At 37.8% G+C, this 21,036-nt stretch carries 19 protein-coding genes and 2 pseudogenes; 13 read left to right on the top strand and 8 right to left on the bottom strand.

All coding sequences use genetic code 11. From position 1 onward, the window contains the following. The first annotated feature begins 17 nt into the window (after nucleotides 1-17). Nucleotides 18-1,859: a ShlB/FhaC/HecB family hemolysin secretion/activation protein gene (locus NMG86_RS11410; protein WP_081692316.1), complete on the top strand. Its 1,842-nt coding sequence runs from the start codon at nucleotides 18-20 to the stop codon at nucleotides 1,857-1,859. A gap of 348 nt (nucleotides 1,860-2,207) precedes the next feature. Beyond that, a complete protein-coding gene (locus NMG86_RS11405; RefSeq protein ID WP_237746658.1) occupies nucleotides 2,208-4,328 on the top strand; it encodes a PAS domain S-box protein in 2,121 nt (706 codons plus the stop codon). Nucleotides 4,329-4,472: 144 nt separating this feature from the next. On the opposite strand, the gene NMG86_RS11400 is transcribed toward NMG86_RS11405, so the two are convergent. The 4 genes from NMG86_RS11400 to NMG86_RS11385 form a co-directional block, all read right to left on the bottom strand. Continuing rightward, entirely contained in the window at nucleotides 4,473-4,655 is a 183-nt protein-coding gene (locus tag NMG86_RS11400; protein ID WP_026793888.1) for a hypothetical protein, read from the bottom strand. 167 nt (nucleotides 4,656-4,822) lie between these two features. Further along, nucleotides 4,823-4,948: an NAD-dependent epimerase/dehydratase family protein gene (locus NMG86_RS11395; protein ID WP_173400989.1), complete on the bottom strand. Its 126-nt coding sequence runs from the start codon at nucleotides 4,946-4,948 to the stop codon at nucleotides 4,823-4,825. Nucleotides 4,949-4,969: 21 nt separating this feature from the next. Next, complete coding sequence (locus tag NMG86_RS11390; RefSeq protein WP_071782547.1) at nucleotides 4,970-6,127, bottom strand: RusA family crossover junction endodeoxyribonuclease; 1,158 nt, start codon at nucleotides 6,125-6,127, stop codon at nucleotides 4,970-4,972. A 69-nt stretch (nucleotides 6,128-6,196) separates the two neighbouring features. Next, complete coding sequence (locus NMG86_RS11385) at nucleotides 6,197-6,949, bottom strand: 2-phosphosulfolactate phosphatase family protein (protein WP_026793886.1); 753 nt, start codon at nucleotides 6,947-6,949, stop codon at nucleotides 6,197-6,199. 124 nt (nucleotides 6,950-7,073) lie between these two features. Here NMG86_RS11385 and NMG86_RS11380 point away from each other — a divergent pair, with 124 nt between their 5' ends. The 8 genes and pseudogenes from NMG86_RS11380 to NMG86_RS11345 all read left to right on the top strand — a co-directional run bounded on the left by NMG86_RS11380 (nucleotide 7,074) and on the right by NMG86_RS11345 (nucleotide 16,010). Then, entirely contained in the window at nucleotides 7,074-8,264 is a 1,191-nt protein-coding gene (locus NMG86_RS11380) for a lipid-A-disaccharide synthase-related protein (RefSeq protein WP_026797664.1), read from the top strand. Continuing rightward, nucleotides 8,261-9,691 (top strand): D-alanyl-D-alanine carboxypeptidase/D-alanyl-D-alanine endopeptidase, encoded by a 1,431-nt coding sequence (gene dacB, locus NMG86_RS11375; RefSeq protein WP_026797663.1) that lies wholly within the window; start codon nucleotides 8,261-8,263, stop codon nucleotides 9,689-9,691. Before NMG86_RS11380 ends, dacB begins: the two co-directional genes overlap by 4 nt. Nucleotides 9,692-9,839: 148 nt before the next feature. Beyond that, nucleotides 9,840-10,211 (top strand): annotated as a pseudogene (locus tag NMG86_RS11370) (formyltetrahydrofolate deformylase); the annotation flags it as partial. A gap of 21 nt (nucleotides 10,212-10,232) precedes the next feature. After that, nucleotides 10,233-10,778, top strand: coding sequence for a hypothetical protein (locus NMG86_RS11365; RefSeq protein ID WP_026793883.1), 546 nt, complete (start codon nucleotides 10,233-10,235; stop codon nucleotides 10,776-10,778). Beyond that, nucleotides 10,775-11,851, top strand: a complete 1,077-nt coding sequence (locus NMG86_RS11360) for a M28 family peptidase (RefSeq protein ID WP_043938693.1) — start codon at nucleotides 10,775-10,777, stop codon at nucleotides 11,849-11,851. Before NMG86_RS11365 ends, NMG86_RS11360 begins: the two co-directional genes overlap by 4 nt. Nucleotides 11,852-11,872: 21 nt before the next feature. Then, the gene (locus NMG86_RS11355) at nucleotides 11,873-13,609 is read left to right on the top strand and encodes an ABC-ATPase domain-containing protein (RefSeq protein WP_026797661.1); all 1,737 of its coding nucleotides are present in this window, start codon (nucleotides 11,873-11,875) and stop codon (nucleotides 13,607-13,609) included. Between the two features lie 92 nt (nucleotides 13,610-13,701). After that, nucleotides 13,702-14,826, top strand: a complete 1,125-nt coding sequence (wecB, locus tag NMG86_RS11350; protein ID WP_026786866.1) for a non-hydrolyzing UDP-N-acetylglucosamine 2-epimerase — start codon at nucleotides 13,702-13,704, stop codon at nucleotides 14,824-14,826. Nucleotides 14,827-15,282: 456 nt separating this feature from the next. After that, nucleotides 15,283-16,010 (top strand): annotated as a pseudogene (locus NMG86_RS11345) (transposase family protein). A 90-nt stretch (nucleotides 16,011-16,100) separates the two neighbouring features. On the opposite strand, the gene NMG86_RS11340 reads toward NMG86_RS11345, so the two are convergent. The 3 genes from NMG86_RS11340 to NMG86_RS11330 all read right to left on the bottom strand — a co-directional run bounded on the left by NMG86_RS11340 (nucleotide 16,101) and on the right by NMG86_RS11330 (nucleotide 17,224). Beyond that, complete coding sequence (locus NMG86_RS11340; RefSeq protein WP_026786867.1) at nucleotides 16,101-16,400, bottom strand: hypothetical protein; 300 nt, start codon at nucleotides 16,398-16,400, stop codon at nucleotides 16,101-16,103. 31 nt (nucleotides 16,401-16,431) lie between these two features. After that, on the bottom strand, nucleotides 16,432-16,788 hold the full coding sequence (locus NMG86_RS11335; protein WP_026786868.1) for a DUF7980 family protein: 357 nt from the start codon (nucleotides 16,786-16,788) through the stop codon (nucleotides 16,432-16,434). Between the two features lie 304 nt (nucleotides 16,789-17,092). Next, nucleotides 17,093-17,224 carry a hypothetical protein gene (locus NMG86_RS11330; RefSeq protein ID WP_267879829.1) on the bottom strand — a complete coding sequence of 44 codons (132 nt, stop codon included), beginning with the start codon at nucleotides 17,222-17,224 and terminating at the stop codon, nucleotides 17,093-17,095. 157 nt (nucleotides 17,225-17,381) lie between these two features. Here NMG86_RS11330 and NMG86_RS11325 point away from each other — a divergent pair, with 157 nt between their 5' ends. The 3 genes from NMG86_RS11325 (at nucleotide 17,382) to NMG86_RS11315 (ending at nucleotide 19,785) form a co-directional block, all read left to right on the top strand. Beyond that, entirely contained in the window at nucleotides 17,382-18,200 is an 819-nt protein-coding gene (locus tag NMG86_RS11325) for a tetratricopeptide repeat protein (RefSeq protein WP_026786869.1), read from the top strand. Between the two features lie 115 nt (nucleotides 18,201-18,315). After that, complete coding sequence (locus NMG86_RS11320; RefSeq protein ID WP_026793870.1) at nucleotides 18,316-18,834, top strand: cyclic nucleotide-binding domain-containing protein; 519 nt, start codon at nucleotides 18,316-18,318, stop codon at nucleotides 18,832-18,834. A 60-nt stretch (nucleotides 18,835-18,894) separates the two neighbouring features. Continuing rightward, entirely contained in the window at nucleotides 18,895-19,785 is an 891-nt protein-coding gene (locus NMG86_RS11315) for a type IV pilin-like G/H family protein (RefSeq protein ID WP_026798676.1), read from the top strand. A 68-nt stretch (nucleotides 19,786-19,853) separates the two neighbouring features. On the opposite strand, the gene NMG86_RS11310 is transcribed toward NMG86_RS11315, so the two are convergent. Next, the gene (locus NMG86_RS11310; protein WP_026793869.1) at nucleotides 19,854-20,858 is read right to left on the bottom strand and encodes a 2-hydroxyacid dehydrogenase; all 1,005 of its coding nucleotides are present in this window, start codon (nucleotides 20,856-20,858) and stop codon (nucleotides 19,854-19,856) included. Nucleotides 20,859-21,036 lie beyond the last annotated feature (178 nt).

The raw sequence follows: 21,036 nt of genomic DNA, 5'->3' as shown, positions 1-21,036 counted from the left end.
AATTTAAAACTTTTTTTATGCGCCATTTGAATCTTCTCAATTCGATTAATTGTTTACCCGTAGAACAGTTTAAACCGAATCTGAAATTATTGATCCTGCTATGGCAATTTTCTCGCCTTCGGTATATTCAAGTCTATTCTCGACTCTTTGCTAGTTTGATTCTGGCGGTACAAATTAATTGCGTCTTAACTGCGGTAGTTCGTCCGGTTTTGGCTGAAATTCCAGATTCTTTGCCCTCCGATCGTTCTATTATCCCGATTCCTCCTCAACCTGGACTCCCAGAACCCCAACTTCCTGAAACTTTACCCCCAACAGAACCATTATTTTCTCCATCGGTTCCTATACAAGAAACTCCAGAAAATATTCCAGATAGTCCCAATACTATTAATATTGAACGGTTTAATTTTCAAGGAAATACGGTTTTTTCTGATCAAAAATTAGCTGAAATTACAAAAGATTTTGTCGGTCGTCCGATTACTTTTACAGAACTATTGCAAGCCCGTTCTGCGGTAACGGATTTATATATTAAACAGGGTTATATTACCTCCGGTGCGTTTATTCCGGCTCAACCTTTGACAAATGGAATTGTTACTATAGCAATTTTAGAAGGGAAAGTGACCGAGATTAATATTAAAGGAAAAGGACGTTTAAATCCCAACTATATTAAAAGTCGGTTAGAATTAGTGACTCAGAAACCCTTTAATCAAAACCATCTGTTACAGGCTTTACAATTGCTACAACTTGATCCGGTGGTAAAAACGATTTCGGCGGAATTGGCAACTGGAACTCAACCTGGGGAAAGTATTCTAAATATTGAATTTCAAACGGCAAAAACCTTTGATCTGAATTTATTTACCAATAATAATCGGTCTCCGGCGGTGGGATCTTGGCAACGGGGAATTGAAGTCAAAGAAGGGAATTTATTGGGACAGGGCGATCGCTTAGAATTATCCTTTAGTAATACCCAAGGAAGTAGTATTGGGGATGTTTTATATACCTTTCCCCTGACATCTCGCAATGCCACATTAGGATTTTATTTTAACTCGACTAATAGCCAAATTATTGAACCGCCGTTTAACGATTTAGATATTAGGGCGAATAGTCGGACGTATGAATTGCGATTTCGCCAACCAATTATCCGCACTCCAACGGAGGAATTAGCATTAGGATTAACCTTTGGCCGTCAGGAAAGTGATACAAGTATTTTAGGAGTGGGTTTTCCCCTGTCTAGGGGGGCCGAGGAGGATGGAAAAACCCGACTTTCTGTTTTGCGGTTGTTTCAAGAATATACCAATCAGGGGCCAAAACAGGTCTTAGCGGTGCGATCGCAACTCAGTTTCGGGGTAGGATTATTCGATGCCACCCTCAGTTCTAATCAACCCGATAGTAAATATTTTTCCTGGCGCGGTCAAGCTCAATGGGTACGTTTATTAGCGCCCGATACGATTTTTTTACTCCGTTCTGATGTTCAACTCACCAACCAAGAATTACTGGCTTTAGAACAGATGGGACTGGGGGGTTTAGAGAGTGTGCGAGGGTATCGTCAAGACGTTTTGTTACGCGATAATGTGATATTTGCCTCCGCAGAATTGCGTTATCCAATTTTGAGAACTAAAAATGGTGAAGGTGTCCTACAACTCACACCTTTTATGGATTTTGGTCAATCTTGGAATGCGCCCGGAGAATCAGCATTACCTGATCGCACATTATTATCAATTGGGTTAGGATTAAGATGGCAATATAGCGATCAGATAACTGCACAGATTGACTGGGGCATTCCCTTAATTAAATTAGAGTCTAGCGATCGCAGTTTACAGGAACAAGGGATTTATTTCCTTTTCAACTGGAAACCCTTCTAACCCCGTAGTAAGCCCTTTAGGGCTTTCTCACCCCCCCGTAGTCAGCCCTTTAGGGCTTTCTCACCCCAAACTTTGTCAAGTCGAATTAATTGTTTGATTAAATTTCAGTATAATAGATGAGAATTAATTGAAGTAAAAAAGCATAACTTCCGGTTGAGATTACCTTGATGCGGTAGGAATTATCAGGAAAAAGGCTCAATTTATAGACAAACTCCGGCAATTAATTATACAATGGAGGGTAAGACCCATCATCAGGGTAATATTAAATTTCAATGAATCAATATCTTCCATCTTGTATAAACAAATGGAGTTTTCCTAACCCAATTTTGACGGAGGGAGTGTCAAATCGTGGATAAACAAGTTCAACCCACTACTATTTCCAACCCTTCTGACCCACCGGGGACTGGGTTCGGTGCCCCAGATTCTGACCACTCTGATCCAGATTATTTCCGTCGCTTCGTGGAATATCTGCCGACGGCGATGGCCATGGTTGACCCGCAACTGCGATATTTAGCCGTATCCCGCCAATGGCAACAGGACTATGGCGAAGGAAATATTAATTTAATCGGTTCTGCTCATCAACAATGGTTTCCCCATTTACCCGAAATTTGGTATCAGAATGCCCAACAATCTTTGGAGGGGAAATTGCCCCGTTGGGAACTGGAAACCCACCACCCTCAAGCCCAGGGTTCGACTCAGTGGAATAAATGGGTAGTGCAACCTTGGCAAACTGCATCGGGAGAGATTGGGGGGTTAATTTTATACTTGGAAGTGATTACGCCTCAAAAACAATTACAAGAAAAATTAAAACTGACTCAAAAGGCATTTGATCAGGCGGCAACGGCTATTTTTTGGATGACTTTAGAAGGTAATTTTTGCTATGTGAATCAATCCGCTTGTCGGATGTTGGGCTATACAGAAAGTGAATTACTGCAACTGAATATTCATAATATTGATCCCGATTTAACCGCCGTGGTTTGGCAGGAATATTGCCAAGAATTGAAACAAAAAGGATCATTAACCTTTGAGTCCAGTTATCAAAGAAAATCCGGTTCCATTTTTCCGGTTAATTTTAAAATTAATTATTTAGAATTAGAGTCCTCCGATCCCACTTTAACCGTTGAAACCGAATTAGGTTCAGTTTCAGTTCCAGGTTTGCCCTTAATTTGTGGTTTTGCCCATGATATTTCTGAACAAAAAGCCACTTCCTCTGCCATTTTAGCCTCCAAGGATCAATTAGAAGCGGTATTAAATGCCGTCCCCGGATTAGTTTCTTGGATTAGTTCCGATTTGAAATATTTAGGGGTGAATCGCCATTTAGCTAATTCTTACAATGTTCCGGCGGAAACCTTTATCGGGAAAGAGGTGGGATTTCTCCAAACTAGCCCAGAATTTAATCAATTTGTCTATGAATTTTTTGCTCAAGATCATTGGAAAAGTTCACGGGAATTAACAGCAAATGTCCGAGGACTTCCTTGCACCTATTTAATTGTCGCCCAAAAATATCACCGAGGTTCGGCGGCGGTTTTTGTGGGTTTAGATATTACGGAACGTCAACAAATGGAACAGGCATTACGCCAAAGTGAAGAACAAGAAGCGAAACGACGAGCCGAATTAGAAACTATTTTAACTCAACTTCAACGCACCCAAACCCAACTAATTCAAACCGAAAAAATGTCATCTTTGGGGCAGTTGGTGGCTGGAATTGCCCATGAAATTAATAATCCAGTTAGTTTTATTTCGGGAAATATTGTTCATGCTAAAAATTATATTGAAGATTTAATGAATTTAGTTAGCTTATATCAACAGTATTATCCTGAAATTGTTCCTGAAATTGCCGATGAGATAGAAGAAGTTAATTTGAGCTTTTTAAAGCAGGATTTACCCCGGATGTTAGAGTCGATGAAAGTTGGGGCTGAACGAATTAGAGATGTCGTGCGATCGCTACGTCATTTCACCCGTTTAGATGAATCCCAAATGAAGTTTGTTGATATTCATGAAGGGTTAGATAGTACAATCTTAATCTTACAAAATCGTTTGCAAGCAAAAGCCGGAAGATCGGGTATTACTTTAGTTAAAGAATATAGTGCTTTACCCAAAGTGGGTTGCTATGCGGGACAACTAAATCAAGTGTTTATGAATTTACTTACCTACACCATTGATCGTTTAGAAGCTACCAGTTTTAAGGATGATTTAGTGGATCAACCTAAGATTATTATTCGCACCTATTTAGAAAATGAAAATACCGTGGCTATTTCGATTGCGGATAATGGAATTGGGATGTCGGAAATAGAACGGAAAAGTATTTTTGATCCGTTTATTCCCCCACAATTACAGGGAAAAGGCACCAGTTTAGGATTATCAATTGCCTATCATTTAGTCACGGATAAACACCACGGAGAACTTACTTGTTTTTCAGTATTAGGAACCGGAACTAACTTTTTAATTGAAATTCCTTTAGGGAATTAGACTTTAGTAATTGTTAATTTGTATATCACCAACCAGGGATGAGGCTGGCAATACTTTGATATTTTACTCATCCATAGAACTATGGGAGGGAATAATTTTAACATCATTTTGTTGTCGCTTGTTGTTGCGCTTCAGCGCATCCTATCAAAATTTCCAACATCTCACAAACTCATCCAACCCCTGTTCCATCGAAATTCGAGGTTCATAGCCTAACTTAATTTTAGCCGATGTCATATCCAAGGTTTGACTAAAGGCTAATAAACCCAGAGTATAACGAGTTAAAGGCGGTTCTTGATCGGGTAATAAGTATTTATATATCCATTCCATATTTGTAATATCAACGGGTAAAAATTTCAGTCCTAATTGTTGTAAGCGATCGCCAAGGCAGTTAGGACACCAGACGGATATTGGAACCCAGACGGTGAAGTATTTTCCCCCCAGATCCCTCCCCCCCTAGCCCCCCGTGCACGGGGGGTTTGGGGGGCTGTTCCCTGCTATAAGCGATCGCCGATAATTAAGTTACGACCTAAAACAGTAACATCCTGACCTAAAGAATGTAATTTCAACGCCAATTTCTGCCCTAAAAATCCAGTTCCCCCCGTAACTAAAACCCTTTTCATATTCAGACTTGAATCAAAAAATTATAACGGTTCAATTTCAATGGAAACCCCAGTTTTTTTAGCATCGGGATCGAATTCAACAGTTAATTGGGGTAAACAACTTAAACGGTCATCAATTAATACCCCCGCACCATTTAAGGTTAAGGCATCTAAACAAGCACCTGCTAAATTATCAATATCGGAATTTGTCCGATGATTTCCTAATAATTTAATCACAATTGCTGCTTTGCGTAAAGGAAATTTATGGGTAATATTTTGTTCTGAAATTTGCCGATATATTTCTACTTCTGCATGATTTCGCCAAGCGCGATAACGGGGCGGTAAATAGGTTCCATTTTTGGTTACCCGAGGACGAGCTTTCGGAACAACAACGCCAGGAATCATTAATTTAATAATTTCTACGGGTTTTTTATCGGGTTTGGGCGGGTCAATTGGTGGAGGTTCCGGGGGATTAATAGCAGTAAATTCAACATCAATACTGGATTCTTTGGGGTTAATTTGAATCCGAGTTACAGGAGATTCTAATATTTCTAATGGTTCCTGAATTGTAGTGGTTGATTCAGTTGAAATCCCCGGTAGAGACGTGCCATGGCGCGTCTCTACATGGTACGTCTCTACATGGCACTCTGGATTTAATAACGGAAAGTCGGGTTTTGGAGGTAGAATTTGAGAGGATTTATCAGAAATATTTTTAACTTCATCCGTTGAATTAAGAGCTTGAGAATATGGTATAATTGGAATAACTAGAGTTTTTGTGGGTTGAGAAATAGAATCAATTGTTGAGGAAAAAATACCTGGATTTACCCCCGGCATTTTCCTGGCAATTTGCATATACATGGTGGCAGTTTGTTGGGAAAAGGTGAAATGTTCCTGAAACCAAACTTGCCAATGTTCCGGGGAGAATTGAGTTTGAACGTGCAGCAACCATTCTCCCGCATTCCGCCCATGAATTAAGGAGGTTTGTGGAGAATCTAAACACTGTTTGTGTTCTTGATTAATCCGTTGGGCAAAATCATCTAAAGTCGGTAAAGGGGGCTGAGAATCGCTGAGGATTTGTAAATAGGTAGATAACATTAAATAAAAGTTTTGAAGTGCAACGGGGCTGCGATAGAAAATTTCCCCCATTGATAAAAATGGGGAAGTTACAGAATCAGAATGGGGGTAAAATTTTTGATTCACCGACGGTAATCAAGATAACGATTAATGCAGACCATTCAGTTAAGTTGTAGCATCTTTTATCCAAAATTATCAGTTTTGTTTTTTGATGTCTGATTTAACTAAAACTCCGGGTTCTTTTTGGATGGGTAACACATCTAAAATATCCTCTTGGGCGCAATACTGCAAGTCTTCATAACACCCTAAACGTAATAATCGTTGACCATGACTGGCATGATTTAACAGTTCAAACAGGTTATTTTGCCATTGGGAATAAAGGGAAATAGCGGCAAAAACTTCATCATTTCCCGCAAAATCATCTAAAGGATAACCCATTTCATGAACTAAATTTTGGGCCACTGCTCCGGCACAGGCGGTATCTTCGAGGGAAAAACTACCTTCCCAACCAGAACCTAATACCCAAACGGTTTCTGGACTTTTGGCGATCAAATATTCCACAATGGCCCGTCGATTAATAAAAGCGGCGGTCAAGACGACCGGGGTGGCTTGTATCCTTTCTAAACTGCGGGTTCCGTTGGTGGTGGTCATAAACAATCGTTTGTTTTTGACAAATTCTGGGGTACAACTCAGGGGAGAATTGCCTAAATCAAATCCTTCTACCTTGGCCCCACCCCTTTCACCGACCCGGATGCGTTTATCGGCTGGCCAGTTTTCGCTGGTTTGCAGCAACGAGTCAATGTCACTGAAAACCTGCACCGCCTCGGCTCCAGCGTTTAAAGCGGTGGCAATGGTGGTGGTGGCGCGTAGTACGTCCACGACGATGGCACAGTCGGGAAGAACATTCGCAGGGGCTAGTTCAGGAGTATGATAGACAAAAAATTTCACGGTTGGGGTTATGTTTGATAAAATTGTCAGTTTTCATTTTACATAAAAATTGATCAAAAATTGATCATTAGATGAATTAAATCTTAAATTGACGAATACTTTCAGATAATTATAGCATGGTTTTATGAATAATCAACGAATTTTATTTTTAAGTAATGGTCACGGTGAGGATACTTGTAATGGGGAGATTATTAAGCCGTTATTATCTTTAGATATAAATGTTGAAATGGCCGCCGTTCCTATTGTGGGAGAGGGTAATATTTATAAAGAGTTGGGAGTTACAATTTTGACCCCGACTCGAACTTTGCCATCGGGAGGATTTTTATATATGAATCCTTTGGTTTTTTTACAGGATATTGCATCGGGTTTAATTGGTTTATTGGGGAAACAATTAAAAATTATTTGGAAACAGGCTAAGGATTATGATATTTTAATGGTGACGGGAGATATTGTGGTGGCTGCGATCGCTTATTTCACAAAAAAACCCTATATAATTTTTCTATCTGCCTATTCTAGTTATTATGAAGGTAAACTAAATTTAGGGTTAATTCTGCCGTTTTTTCTTAATTCTCCTCGCTGTTTAGCTATATTTACCCGTGATAATTTTACCGCAGAGGATTTACAAAAACAAGGAATTAGAAAAGCTCAATTTGTCGGGACTCCCATGATGGATAATCTGACTCCCAGGGGAGTTAATTTAAACCTTGATTCTGCATCCCTAATGATTGCGTTGCTTCCTGGTTCTCGTATTCCTGAAGCTAGAAATAATTTAATCTTGCTGTTAAAATTAGTGGAAATGATTGATCAAATTAGTTCCCAAAAAATTCAATTTCGGGTAGCTGCGGTGGGGAGTTTAATGGCAGAATTAGATCAAATTGCAATATGTTTAAATTGGCAACATCAAAACGGCAGATTAACTAATAAAAATGGTTTAGAGGTTATTTGTTATTCTGATAGTTTTGCCGATATTCTAAACGCGGCTAATTTAGTTCTAGGAATGGCGGGAACTGCGAACGAACAAGCGGTCGGTTTGGGCAAACCTGTGATTACAATTCCTGGGAATGGCCCCGCATTTACCTATCGGTTTGCCGAGGCACAGTTAAGATTATTAGGATTATCAATTCAACTAATCGGAACTAAACCTGCGGATGATTCTATCTTAAATCAAACTGCCCAAAAAGTCAAGCAAACCTTAGAAAATACCGAGTATTTAAAATTATGTTTAAATAATGGAGAACAGCGCATGGGAAAACCTGGAGGAAGTTTGAAAATTGCTCAGTTTATTATAAACTCGGTTTCTGGAAAATTATCATGAAAAATTTTTTATTCAGTAGTTTAATATCCCTATTAAGTTTATCCCAGCCCGTTTGGGGTCAAACAAATTCCCTGGCTAAAAACCTTTGTCCTGGGGAACTAGAACCTACAATTAATGCGATCGCAAATCGTCCTCAATTTCAACACTCTAGGTGGGGAATTTTAATAGAAACCCTAACTACAAATATAACCCTTTATGAGCGAGATAGTCAATATTATTTTATTCCCGCTTCCACCGTTAAACTATTAACCACTGCCGCCGCCTTACAAAAATTAGGAGCAAATTTTAGGATTAGAACTTCTATTTATGGAGATAGTCAAGGTAATATTTATATTGTCGGGAGAGGCGACCCCAGCTTAACAGAAATTCAACTGCAAGATTTAGCCCAACAGTTAAAAAATCGAGGCATAAATCAGATTAATCAATTAATAGCTGTAGATAGTTATTTTACGGGTTCGCCCATACATTCAACTTGGCAATGGGAAGACATACAAGCGGGTTATGGCGCACCAATTAATAGTTTAATCTTAAATCAAAATTCCCTAGATTTAACTCTTTCTCCACAAACCGTAGGACAACCATTAAAAGTTACCTGGGTACGTCCCGAACAAGCAACGGGATGGACAATAGATAATCAAACACAAACTGTTAGAGAAAATCAACCGGAATTTGTTAATATTGGACGAGATTTAAGCCAACCTATTATTAGGGTTTCAGGACAATTAAGAGTTAATGGAGAACCAGAACCAGTTTATGCGGCTGTTATCGAACCAACCAATAACTTTATCCAACAATTCCAGAAAATTTTAATTAATTCTGGAATCAAAGTATTAGAAACCTCAATTTCTTCTAATTTTTCCTATCCAGAATCAGAATTAGCATTTGTAGAATCTCCACCTTTATCTGAATTAATTAAAACCCTGAATTTGGAAAGTAATAATGTTTTTGCTGAATCTCTATTAAGAACATTGGGGGCGCAAAATTCTCGTTCCGATAGCGTAGAATCAGGATTAAAAGAAATCAAATTAATTTTAAGTAAATTAGGAATTAATCCTAATAATTATCAATTATTTGATGGTTCAGGACTATCTCGAAATAATTTAGTTACGCCCTTAACATTAGTACAAACCTTGAGAATTATGGCGGCTTCTTCTAATGCAGAATTATATAGAAATTCTCTCCCGATAGGGGGAGTTAGTGGAACTTTAAAAGCACGGTTTAAAGACAATTCTGCTACAGGAATTATACAAGCTAAAACTGGAACTTTAACCGGAGTTACATCCTTAGCGGGGTATATTTCATCCCCAAATTATCAACCATTAGTTTTTAGTATTACCATTAATCAAAGCAACTTATCTCCTCAAGAACTCAGACAAGCAGTTGATGAAATAGTATTACTATTAACACAATTAAAATCATGTCCCTAAGTTGTTGCGCTTAAGCGCATCTTATTATTTTATTTCAATCAAGATGCGCTTAAGCGCAACAACGTTTGGTATAATATTGATTAAATATAATCAATAAGAGTTGATAATGAACCTACCTACAGCAACCTTATTAGTTTCTTGTCCCGACCAAAAAGGTATTGATTTAGTAGTTCTCCCTAAATATATGCAGATTTTAACTCCCAAAATTGTCGAAAACTTCTCCCAAATCATCAATATTCATCATTCATTTCTCCCCGCTTTTGCCGGGGCCAATCCCTATCAAAGAGCGCACGAACGCGGGGTTAAAATTATCGGTGCAACCGCCCATTATGTAACCGCAGATTTAGACTAAGGGCCAATTATTGAACAGGATGTCGTGCGGGTTAGTCATCGGGACACCGTAGCAGATTTAATCAGAAAAGGCAAGGATTTAGAACGATTAGTTTTAGCTAGGGCGGTTCGTTTACACATCCAAAATCGCGTGTTAGTCTATGGAAATCGAACCGTTATTTTTGCTTAAATACTCAAAGGAAATGATCAAATGAGCCAAACTTTAGAAAATTTACAAACAGAATGGGACGCGATTAAAGATCAAATTAATGCGGTCAAAGCTGAATATAATAGGTTAAGAAGTAAGCGTTCTAACTTTCATGTTACTGTTTTATTTTCCTCGGATTCTTCCCCTGAATCCTTAGCCACCTTACAACAACAAACCCAAGACGAAGCCCAGCGTTGGTCATTGAATTTACAACAACTCGATCAAGAAATTCAAGCCACTCGGATTAAATTAAGACAAGTTAGGGCTAAACTCGCCGTTAAACAGGCTCAAATTAATCGCTTTCAGGCTCAAAAAAATTGGATTGAACTTAAAAAAAATTGTGATCGTATTAATCAATTGGCTAATAGTTTAGAAGAAGAAATTTTTTTATTATGTAAAAACGCAGAAAATTTTCAACCTATTTCTGAAAACTGGCTGCCTAAACATCCTCAATTATTGGAATTAGAAACCATAAATATTCCCTATGTTAAAATAGAGGAGAAGCAATTTAAGCTAACCAGTAAACCGATTAATTTCAATTTGGAATGAAGGTAAAACCGTGGATTAAGATTTTTTTGTGGATGGGAATTGCCATCGGAATTATTGTCGGATGTTATGCTGGATTGCCCGATGATAAAATAGAGTCAATTTCCTCCCATTCTCAAACTCAAATTACACCTTCTCCTGCCTTGATATCTCCTCAACTAGATACAATTGATCCGCCTCAACTATGGAGTCATATTAAAGTGTTAGTAGGAGAAAGATTTCAAGATTCTGATCGAGAAAGGGTGCGAAATTATTTGATCAAACAATTGGAATTATTCAACTTTGCTCCCAGTTTACAATCCTTTGATCAAGGTGTTAATATTGTAGCGGAACACCCAGGAACCGATCCAAAAGCCGGAGTAATCTTACTCGCTGCCCATTATGATACTGTTCCCAATTCTCCGGGTGCTAATGATAACGCCAGTGGGGTAGCGGTAATTTTAGAAATCGCCCGTTTATTGGCTCAAAAAAACACACTTCGGGGCTTAAAGATTGTCTTTTTTGATCAAGAAGAAGTCGGGCTTTTAGGAAGTTTTGCCTTTACGGAAAAAACCCAAAATTTGACAAATTTACAAGCGGCAATTATATTAGATATGGTAGGTTATGCCTGTCATTTACCCGGCTGTCAAACCTATCCTTCAGGAATTGCTATAACTCCCCTTTTAGAAGCTGCTGGAGTTGAATTTCCAGACCGAGGAGAATTTTTAACCGTAGTGGGAGAAATTCAAAATTTATCCCTATTAAAAGTGTTTCAAAGGGTCGGTCAATCCATTAAAATATCAACCTCTAATTCCGTTCAATTTCCGCCCCTTGTAGCTGTACCTATTCCCTTAAAAGGTTTGCTCACACCGGATGTTTTACGCAGTGATCATGCTCCCTTTTGGTATCAAGGTATTCCGGCGGTTTTAATCACCGATACGGCGAATTTGCGATCGCCCCATTATCATCAACCTAGTGATACAATGGCTAATTTAGATCCCAACTTTTTTGAAGGATCAGCCACAATCATTTATAATGTAGTTGCTGAACTTCTAAATAGTCAGACCCCCTTTAATATTCCCCATTCCCTTAATTAAATCAATTATTTATGATCTAATATGAAGACTCAAGAAAACCTACGACAGCTATTATTTGATCTGGATAATCGAGGTTATAAAGCTTATAAAGATATTGTAGGGACTTATGAATTTCCCAATTTCACCCTAATTATTGATTATGTTCAAGGCGATCCCTTTGCTGCACCGAGTAAATTCCGTGTTCAAATTCCCCCAACAATTGCCGGATTTCCTGCTGAATTATACCGCACTCACAGCCGTGAAATTGCCCTGCGAGACTATCTAATTCGGGAATTTGATCAAAATGCAATCGAGATTAGTAGCCATCGGGGAACGGGCAAAAGTGGCATGATTGCGGTGACAAAAATGGGTCAAGAAATATTAGAACGGACGGCCGCTTCTACTTCAGAAAAAGGGGTAGAAATGCGTTTTTTTGTCGGACTTCCTGCCCGGGGACGCAATATTTTAGGTCGTCAAGCCACGATGATGATTTGTGATGATATTCCCAGCCTGGTAGACCGATCTTTAAGATATCAAAATTTAGATAAACAGGCTATTAAACGTCATATTGAAACGGCAGAAGATGCGGATTATTTACGGGAACAATTAGCCGAAAAAGCGTTAGTTGCCTTTGTCGCCAATGGTGCAATTTTACCCCGTAAAAGTGGGGTTGATAGTCGTCCTTTGACAGAAAATGTGATTAATTTTCAATCCCCAAAATCCTTAGAAGTGGAGTTTAATTGTCCCAACCAAGGATTAATTAAAGGCATGGGAATTTCTCAAGGAATCAGTTTAATTGTCGGTGGCGGTTATCATGGGAAATCAACCTTATTAAAAGCAATTGAATTAGGGGTTTATAATCATATTCCTGGGGATGGTCGGGAATTTGTAATTACCAATCCATCGGCGGTAAAAATTAGGGCAGAGGATGGTCGCAGTGTGGCAGGAGTGGATATTTCTGCATTTATTAATCAATTACCTCAAGGTCGTTCGACAACGCAATTCTCCACGGAAAATGCTAGTGGAAGTACCTCCCAATCTGCTAATATTATGGAGGCATTAGAGGCATTGGTTTTAGCTGAAAATCCTCCTTCAATTCCGGCTGTATTATTAGTAGATGAAGATACCGCCGCCACTAATTTTATGATTCGCGATCGCCGAATGCAAGCATTAATTTCTAAAGATCAAGAACCTATTACTCCTTTTATTGATAAAGTTCGCCAACTTTATCATGATTATTCTGTGTCTACTATTTTAGTCATGGGAGGCAGTGGGGATTATTTTGATGTCGCAGATCAAGTAATCGGAATGGAGAATTTTCAAGCCTTAGAATTAACGGCAAAAGCCAAAGAAATTGCCCATCAATATAGTACGGGTCGCACCTTAGAAGGGGGTGAAAACTTTGGTGTTATTCGTCCGCGAATTCCTCTTTCTGAAAGTTTAGACCCCAGTCGGGGACGTTGGGATGTGCGGGTGAAGGTTAGGGATGTGGATGAGGTGTTATTTGGAACCGAAGATATTGATGTTTCTGCGGTGGAACAATTGGTTTCTCAAGATCAATTACGCGCGATCGCGGCAGCAATGGTTTATGCTAAACAACAGTATATTAATGGAGAGAAAACCCTACCTCAAATTTTAGATCAAATTATGAATGATATTGCTACCAAAGGATTAGATATTATTGCCCCATTTCCCCAAGGAGATTTAGCAATATTCAGACGATTTGAATTAGCTGCGGCTATCAACAGAATTAGAACCTTAGAAGTCAAACAATCTTAAAGTGATCCTCCCTTAATAAAGGGAAAATGGATAGTTAAACCTTGATAAATTCTCTAATTCATTTAACTTTTTATTGACAATTATTAATGATTATGTTCCCTATTCCTCTCCGAGTTACTGTGGTTTTTGGGACTCGCCCAGAAGCGATTAAATTAGCCCCTGTAATTCAACAGTTAAAACAAACGTCTGGATTTGATACCCAGGTGGTTTTAACTGGTCAACATCGAGAAATGGTGGCCCAGGTGATGACGTTATTCAATTTAACCGCAGACCAAGATTTAGACATCATGCAAGCGCGGCAAACCTTAACGGATATTACCTGTAAAAGTTTACGGGGATTAGAAGATTTATTCAAACAATTAAATCCCCATTTAGTATTAGTTCAAGGAGATACAACCACGGCTTTTGCTGCAAGTTTAGCCGCTTTTTATCAAAAAATTCCCGTTGGTCATGTTGAAGCCGGATTACGCACCAATGATGTGTTTAATCCCTATCCTGAAGAAGCTAATCGGCGGTTAATTTCTCAGTTAACCCAATTACATTTTGCCCCCACGACTCAAGGAGTTCAAAACCTGAAAAATTCTGGAGTTTTAGGAGAAATTCATCACACTGGAAATACAGTTATTGATGCTTTATTATCCGTTGCTAAACAACAACCTCAATTCCATATTCCTGAATTAGAAAATAGGGACTATCGGTTAATTTTAGCCACAGTTCATCGGCGGGAAAATTGGGGAAAACCCTTAGAAGGAATCGCGGAAGGATTCCTAAAAATTCTGAATGAATTTCCTGATACGGCCCTATTATTACCTTTACATAAAAATCCAACGGTTAGGGAACCTTTAACCGAAAAATTAGGTAATCATCCCCGAATATTTCTCACCGAACCTTTAGATTATACCGAATTAGTGGCGGCGATTGATCGCTGTTATTTTGTATTAACGGATTCCGGGGGATTACAAGAGGAAGCACCCAGTTTAGGAAAACCGGTATTAGTATTAAGAACAACTACAGAACGTCCTGAAGCTGTGGAAGCGGGAACCGCTAAATTAGTCGGAATAGAAGCACAGGATATTTTTACAGAAGCGAGTCTATTATTAAACAGTGAAATTGCCTATCAAAACATGGCAAATGCGATTAATCCCTTTGGAGATGGTCACGCTTCCGAACGGATTATTAATATTATCAAAAATTATTTTAATCCTATCAACAATTAAACCAACACCGTTGTTGCGATTCATCGCATCCTAGTTGTTGCGATTCATCGCATCCTAGTTGTTGCGATTCATCGCATCCTAAACCGTTGTTGCGATTTATTGCCGAGGTACTGTTAAAGTGGGAAGAAAGCCCTGAAGGGCTTACTACGATTGCCGAGGTACTGTTAAAGTGGGAAGAAAGCCCTGAAGGGCTTACTACGGGTTAGGAGCGTAAACCGAAATAGGTTAAAATTAAATCTGTATTTCCTGTATTACTAATTTCGTGAATTTCTCCAGGTTCGACGGCAATACAAACCCCTGGTTTTAATTAGAACTCTTGCAAAATAATTTTATGGTATTATGGTGAGTTTTGCTCAATTTCATAAAATCCCAGAGACTAACCATTCTTCACAAACTTTTGCTAAAAACTCCATAAAATGGTAAAAATTGAAAGTGAATTAAGACAATAACTCTGCGATGAACACTCAATTTTATCTAAATTTGAAACCTCCTGAATTTAAACGGAGATTTGGTGTCAAGATTCAAACCTTTCAAGCAATGGTTAATGCCATAGAGCAGTTCAGGTTAGAACATCCTAAAGATAGGAGAGGACGTCACACCTGCCTGACTCTCCAAGAGCAAGTTTTAGTAGCCTTGGAGTATTGGCGAGAATACAGAACATATTTTCATATTGGGACAAATTGGGGAGTATCAGAATCAACTATTTGCCGAATTGTTGCTAATATTGAATCAACTTTAATGAAAAACAGAAAAAATGTTACTCAGGAAAGAAAAAACATCACACGCTCAAAATTCAGTTAGTAATTGATCAAGAAACTAAACAGATTATTTGTACAGATTTTGGACAAGGACATTGCCACGATTTCAGCTTATTCAAAAAAAGCAAAATTCATTTTCACCCCCAAACTGATAGTTTACAAGATAGTGGCTATCAAGGGATTAAGGATTATCACTTGAATAGCTATGTACCCAAAAAGAAACCCAAAAATGGCAATCTTTCGGTCTTAGAAAAAGACTATAATCAAGCTTTGGCTCATCAACGAATTGTGATTGAACACGTTAATCGGAGCCTCAAAATTTTCAGGATCTTATCGAGTCGTTATCGAAATCGTCGTCGCCGTTATGGTCTTCGTTGTAATTTGTTGTCAGCCATTTATAATTATGAGTTGACACTCTTAGTCTGAAAGTGAAAATTTTTTATTATAGCATAGATTTTTTTTGCAAGAGGTCTAATTATGAGTTGACACTCTTAGTCTGAAAGTGAAAATTTTTTATTATAGCATAGATTTTTTTTGCAAGAGGTCTAGTAACCCAATTCTAGGGAATATACCAAGAGAAGTTAAAATGATAACTAAGGGTTCAATTTCTGGTTGCCAGGTGGAATGAATTGCAGATAAAATCGACAGATCCCAGGAAAAACCACTGGCATTTTCACCGACTTTTAAAGCTAGAATTCCAAACAAAAGTAAAGGTAAAGAAATGCCTAATATTAAAAACCGCCAATGCAGGATAAACCACTGTTGAACAGAATTGCAGTCCCAAAATGACAGTTTATTTGGGTTCAAATTAGACATAATCTTTCCTTAAAATGCACAGATTTACAATCTAATGAGGTAACAGTGAAAGGTCAATCACATTAGACTGAACTAATGCTACCATAACCAGAGTAAAAGCGGTTGATGAAAATACACCTATTGCTAAATCTTTCTTGATATTTCGTTCAGGAGTCGAAGATTCAACGACATTCATGGCTCCATATTGCATGAGTAAAATTCCCACTAAATTAGAGAGCCAATATCCTAAAATAGAACTAGGAAAAAATAAGTCTTGAGACAATTTGCTAAAAACATATCCAAACCCATAAGCAATAGGTAAGTTAAAAATTAAATCATTCCACCAGCACAACGGAGACATCATAAAACCTAGAAAAACTAAGATTCCGCCAATCATTTTTTTAGACATAAATACCTCTATTGTTTACAGTTTCAACCCAGTTGATCTCAAGTTTTATCAAAAATACTCTGCAAAAGCCAGAAACCAAATTTTCTGGCCATGATTTGGGGTTTGAAATCAATTTCTGTCAAGATTGTACATGAATCATGCCTGAATTTCAATACATTTAGAATTAAATTACCTTCAAGACCCCCAAGTTAGCCCGATTAAAGTCCCTCGCAGTCCCCATGGGGGTTGTTGAGGAACCTTGATCTCCATTTGGCCACTATAGAGCTTTTTTGCATCTCAGGAGTTTCTAAAACAGGCCAATTTTCTAAGACTCGTTTTTTTCATTAATTAGGGTGTCCCCAACCGCCCCATTTTTCTGATAGGTGAGGGTAAGGCGATCGCCTGCTAAACTTTTATAACTTATATTTTCCTTAATTTTTACAATCTTGATTGACAATTTCCGTTTGATATAATGCCATTTTCAACCATAAAATAATCTGTTCATAATAGTTTCAACCGTTGAGAGTGGGAATCAATTTTTTCATAAATTATAAGTCATAACTCGGAACATTTAGGATAAAATAGGAAACGCAGTCAATCGGAGGATTTGTCAGATGGGATATGCGATCGATGTTAATCAATCTAACTTTGAGCAAGAGATCATCAAGGTTTCCTATGAAAAACCTGTATTGATAGACTTTTATGCCACTTGGTGTGGCCCTTGCCAAATTTTAAAACCAATCTTAGAAAAGTTGGTGAAAGAATACGATTTTATTTTAGCAAAAATTGATATTGATCAAAATCCTGAATTAGCAAGTGAATATCAAGTCGAAGGTGTACCCGATGTCAGAATTGTTGATCAAGGAGAAGTGCGTCCAGGTTTTGTTGGTGCTTTAACGGAAATCAAAATTCGGCAAACCCTGAGTCAAATGAATTTAAAATCTGATTTTGAACGGAGTTTAGAAGCGTTAAAAAATGCAATTACTGATCGAAAATTTCCCCAAGCTAAACAATTACTTGATCAGCTATTTTCTGTCTATCCAGATCGACCGGAGGTGGTGTTAGAAGCGGGTAATTTTTTAATTGTGTTAAACCAATTTGAAAATGCTGAAAAACTGTTAAATACAATTCCAGAAGATCAGCGAGAATTTTTTCTGAAAGCTCAGGCGTTGAAACAATTAATTCAATTTAAAAAAGATGCTACCGCCTCTGGAGATAGCGAATTAGAACAGAATTATGCTAAAGCCTGTCAATTGACTTTAGATCAGGTATATTCCGAGGCTTTATCTTTGTTTTTAGAGATTGTGGCAACCCATCGTAAATTCAAAGAAGATGCCGCAAAAAAAGCGATGTTAACTATTTTCAATTTACTCGGAGACGAACATCCTTTAACCCAGGAATATCGGAAAAAATTAATGCTAGAATTATATTAGAGAGAAGGGAATAGGGAATAGGGAATAGGGAATATAACCTTTTATTATCATTTAAAATGGAATCGACAATTTAACGGCTTTTCCATTAATTATTTTCTCTAAAAACTAATACATTATGACCAATGCTTCACTGATTTTAGGGGAATTAAATGATCGAGATATAGACTGGATGGTGACAGAAGGTAAACGAGAAACCATTCAAGCTGGTGCTATTCTGATCGAAGAAAATCAACCCCTGGATGCTCTATATATTGTATTGAGTGGAACCCTAAATGTTTCTGTGGCTGCATTGGGGAATCAAATTGTCGGAAAAATCGGTGAGGGTGAGGTATTAGGAGAAATGTCTTTTGTTGATGGACGTTTACCCTCGGCTACGGTACAGGCGGCGGCAGAATGTTATGTATTATCTATTTCTCGACCTCTGTTGTCTCAAAAATTAGAAGAAGATGTTTTATTTTCTTTGAGATTTTATCGTGCTATTACTAAGTTTTTATCCTCTCGTTTACGGGCAACAGTGAACAATCTTGGCTGTGATGAAAACACTAATTCATTAGCTAATAAACTACCTCAAAATGGTATTCAAACTGAGCAAGATCATCGTTTAGATTGGATTATGCAGCGTTTAAGTGGATAAGGAACTCGATATTTTATGTAAATTCCAATATTTATTATCTTAAAATAAGGATAAAAGCTAATGATTTTAGGTCAAAAAAAAGGTTTAATTTTTTTGTCGGTAGTCTTAAATTTAGTCGGTTTTAGTGTAGCAAATTTAGTGATAAATTCTGCCATTACTCCTGTCATCTCATCGGCTCAACCTGAAAATCCGGTGGCTAAACAATTAGTAGGAAAATGGCAAGTTCCCACAAATCTTTACTCCGGTATTATTTTTACTGAGGATGGCAAGATTTATATATTTGTAACACCCATAGAAGCCATACAATTACAATACACGATTGATCCGACTTTTAAACCCGGATTTATGCTGTTTCGTGATCCTCAAGGAAAAATTGTTGGAACTGCAATTTTTGAATTACAAGAAGATGGACAACTTCAGTTAGACTTAAATATTAGTGGGGATGAACAACCTGCGATTACAACGTTTAAATCTCAACCTTTGCTGTTTAAAAAAACATCTGAAGACCCTAGAATTGGCACTTCAGTTACTATTAAAATGCCAACAGCATCGGAATTAAAAGAACAAGCTGATCGAGATACCCAATTAGAAGCACAACAATATATTGACATTATGAATCGAGGTAATCAAGCCAGTTATACTAAGTATAATGTTTTTGGGAATAATTTAGAGGAATTTATTAAAGGTCTTCCCGAAGAAACTCGAAATTATCGCTATAATATTAGAGTTATTGATGAAAAAAATATGGTTCAATCTGTCGCGGTGGCGAAACGAGACGGATTAAAAAGTTATATTGGAATGGTTTATCTTGAACCTTCACCTATTAATAGTATCAACACGAAATCAATTATTTGTGAGAGTGATCAACCGACCCAAAAAGTTTCTGCTCAACCCGTATTATTCAGCACTCAAGCGATCAATTGTCCTGCGGGATATTCGATAGTAAATTAGGAGTTATTTTTATAAGGGCAATTCATGAATTACCCTTACTTTCTATCACCGTATAGATTAATAGAACTTTAAGACGCAGTGACTTGATTCGTCAAAGGATTTCCCTGCTCAAAATCAGAAAAATTAGCAATCGTTGTCCGGGCAATATCATCTAAAGCATTTTCAGTAAAAAAGCCTTGATGGGCAGTAATCACAACGTTAGGAAAAGATTGCAGTAATTGAAAAGTATCATCTTGAATAATTGTCGTAGAAAGATCCTCAAAGAAAAGTTTGTCTTCTTCTTCATAAACATCAATACCGACATAACCAATTTTCTCTGATTTAATCCCTTCAATCACTGCTTTTGTATCCACCAATTTTCCCCGACTGGTATTAATTAACATTACCCCTGATTTCATTTTGGCAATAGTTTCCTGATTAATCAGATGGTGAGTTTCAGGAAACAAAGGACAGTGGAGAGAAATAACATCTGAACGTTTCCAGAGTTCTTCTAAAGAAACATATTCAGCATTTTCTAGTTTCTCAAAATTGGGATTAGGATAAACATCATATCCCAAAAGATGACAGCCAAATCCCGCCATGATTTGGGCAAAAATCTGCCCAATTTTTCCCGTACCCACCACCCCGACGGTGCGATTATGGAGGTCAAACCCTAACAATCCATCTAATGCAAAATTATCATCCCGAACCCGATTATAGGCCCGATATAATTTGCGATTGAGCATCAGAATTAATCCCACGGCGTGTTCAGCAACAGCATAGGGGGAATACTCCGTGACTCGTACCACTTTAATCCCTAACTCAGCCGCAGTTTTGAGATTAACATTATTAAATCCTGTACAACGAAGGGCAATTAACTTTGTCCCTTGAGATGCTAAGATTTCCAGGGTTTCTGTTCCTAAATCATCATTCACAAAAACACAGACCGCAGGAAATCCAGCCGCTAGTGATGCGGTTTGGGGTTGCAAACGAGCATCAAAGAAAACTAACTCATGATTCGCTTTAGAGATGGTATTCTCTAGCTCAAGAAATCTGCGATCGTAGGACTTGGTACTAAAAACAGCAACTTTCATGGGTAGATTGTTAAACGTTACAACACTTTGATAGGATAACAGAAGAATTTTCAGAAATATCATTGCTTCTGTATCGGGCTAAATATCTTGTAACATTATTAGGTAAGGGAATCAATCTATTGATCGAGGATAGGGTGTTTTAAAATATAATTTATAAAGTTTTATTCAAGATAAATTT

Origin of the sequence: Planktothrix rubescens CCAP 1459/22, from assembly GCA_904830895.1 — a bacterium.
GTDB classification, from domain to species: domain Bacteria; phylum Cyanobacteriota; class Cyanobacteriia; order Cyanobacteriales; family Microcoleaceae; genus Planktothrix; species Planktothrix agardhii.
Note: the sequence above shows the minus strand (reverse complement) of the source record. Positions and strands in the feature narration are given on the sequence as shown.

Excerpts from the sequence above, each read along its gene's own strand:
- NMG86_RS11410 (WP_081692316.1), top strand. The coding sequence starts at position 18 with ATGCGCCATTTGAATCTTCTCAATTCGATTAATTGTTTACCCGTAGAA.
- NMG86_RS11400 (WP_026793888.1), bottom strand. The coding sequence starts at position 4,655 with ATGGAATGGATATATAAATACTTATTACCCGATCAAGAACCGCCTTTA.
- NMG86_RS11395 (WP_173400989.1), bottom strand. The coding sequence starts at position 4,948 with ATGAAAAGGGTTTTAGTTACGGGGGGAACTGGATTTTTAGGGCAGAAA.
- NMG86_RS11380 (WP_026797664.1), top strand. The coding sequence starts at position 7,074 with ATGAATAATCAACGAATTTTATTTTTAAGTAATGGTCACGGTGAGGAT.
- dacB (WP_026797663.1), top strand. The coding sequence starts at position 8,261 with ATGAAAAATTTTTTATTCAGTAGTTTAATATCCCTATTAAGTTTATCC.
- NMG86_RS11365 (WP_026793883.1), top strand. The coding sequence starts at position 10,233 with ATGAGCCAAACTTTAGAAAATTTACAAACAGAATGGGACGCGATTAAA.
- NMG86_RS11360 (WP_043938693.1), top strand. The coding sequence starts at position 10,775 with ATGAAGGTAAAACCGTGGATTAAGATTTTTTTGTGGATGGGAATTGCC.
- NMG86_RS11355 (WP_026797661.1), top strand. The coding sequence starts at position 11,873 with ATGAAGACTCAAGAAAACCTACGACAGCTATTATTTGATCTGGATAAT.
- wecB (WP_026786866.1), top strand. The coding sequence starts at position 13,702 with ATGTTCCCTATTCCTCTCCGAGTTACTGTGGTTTTTGGGACTCGCCCA.
- NMG86_RS11340 (WP_026786867.1), bottom strand. The coding sequence starts at position 16,400 with ATGTCTAATTTGAACCCAAATAAACTGTCATTTTGGGACTGCAATTCT.
- NMG86_RS11335 (WP_026786868.1), bottom strand. The coding sequence starts at position 16,788 with ATGTCTAAAAAAATGATTGGCGGAATCTTAGTTTTTCTAGGTTTTATG.
- NMG86_RS11325 (WP_026786869.1), top strand. The coding sequence starts at position 17,382 with ATGGGATATGCGATCGATGTTAATCAATCTAACTTTGAGCAAGAGATC.
- NMG86_RS11320 (WP_026793870.1), top strand. The coding sequence starts at position 18,316 with ATGACCAATGCTTCACTGATTTTAGGGGAATTAAATGATCGAGATATA.
- NMG86_RS11315 (WP_026798676.1), top strand. The coding sequence starts at position 18,895 with ATGATTTTAGGTCAAAAAAAAGGTTTAATTTTTTTGTCGGTAGTCTTA.
- NMG86_RS11310 (WP_026793869.1), bottom strand. The coding sequence starts at position 20,858 with ATGAAAGTTGCTGTTTTTAGTACCAAGTCCTACGATCGCAGATTTCTT.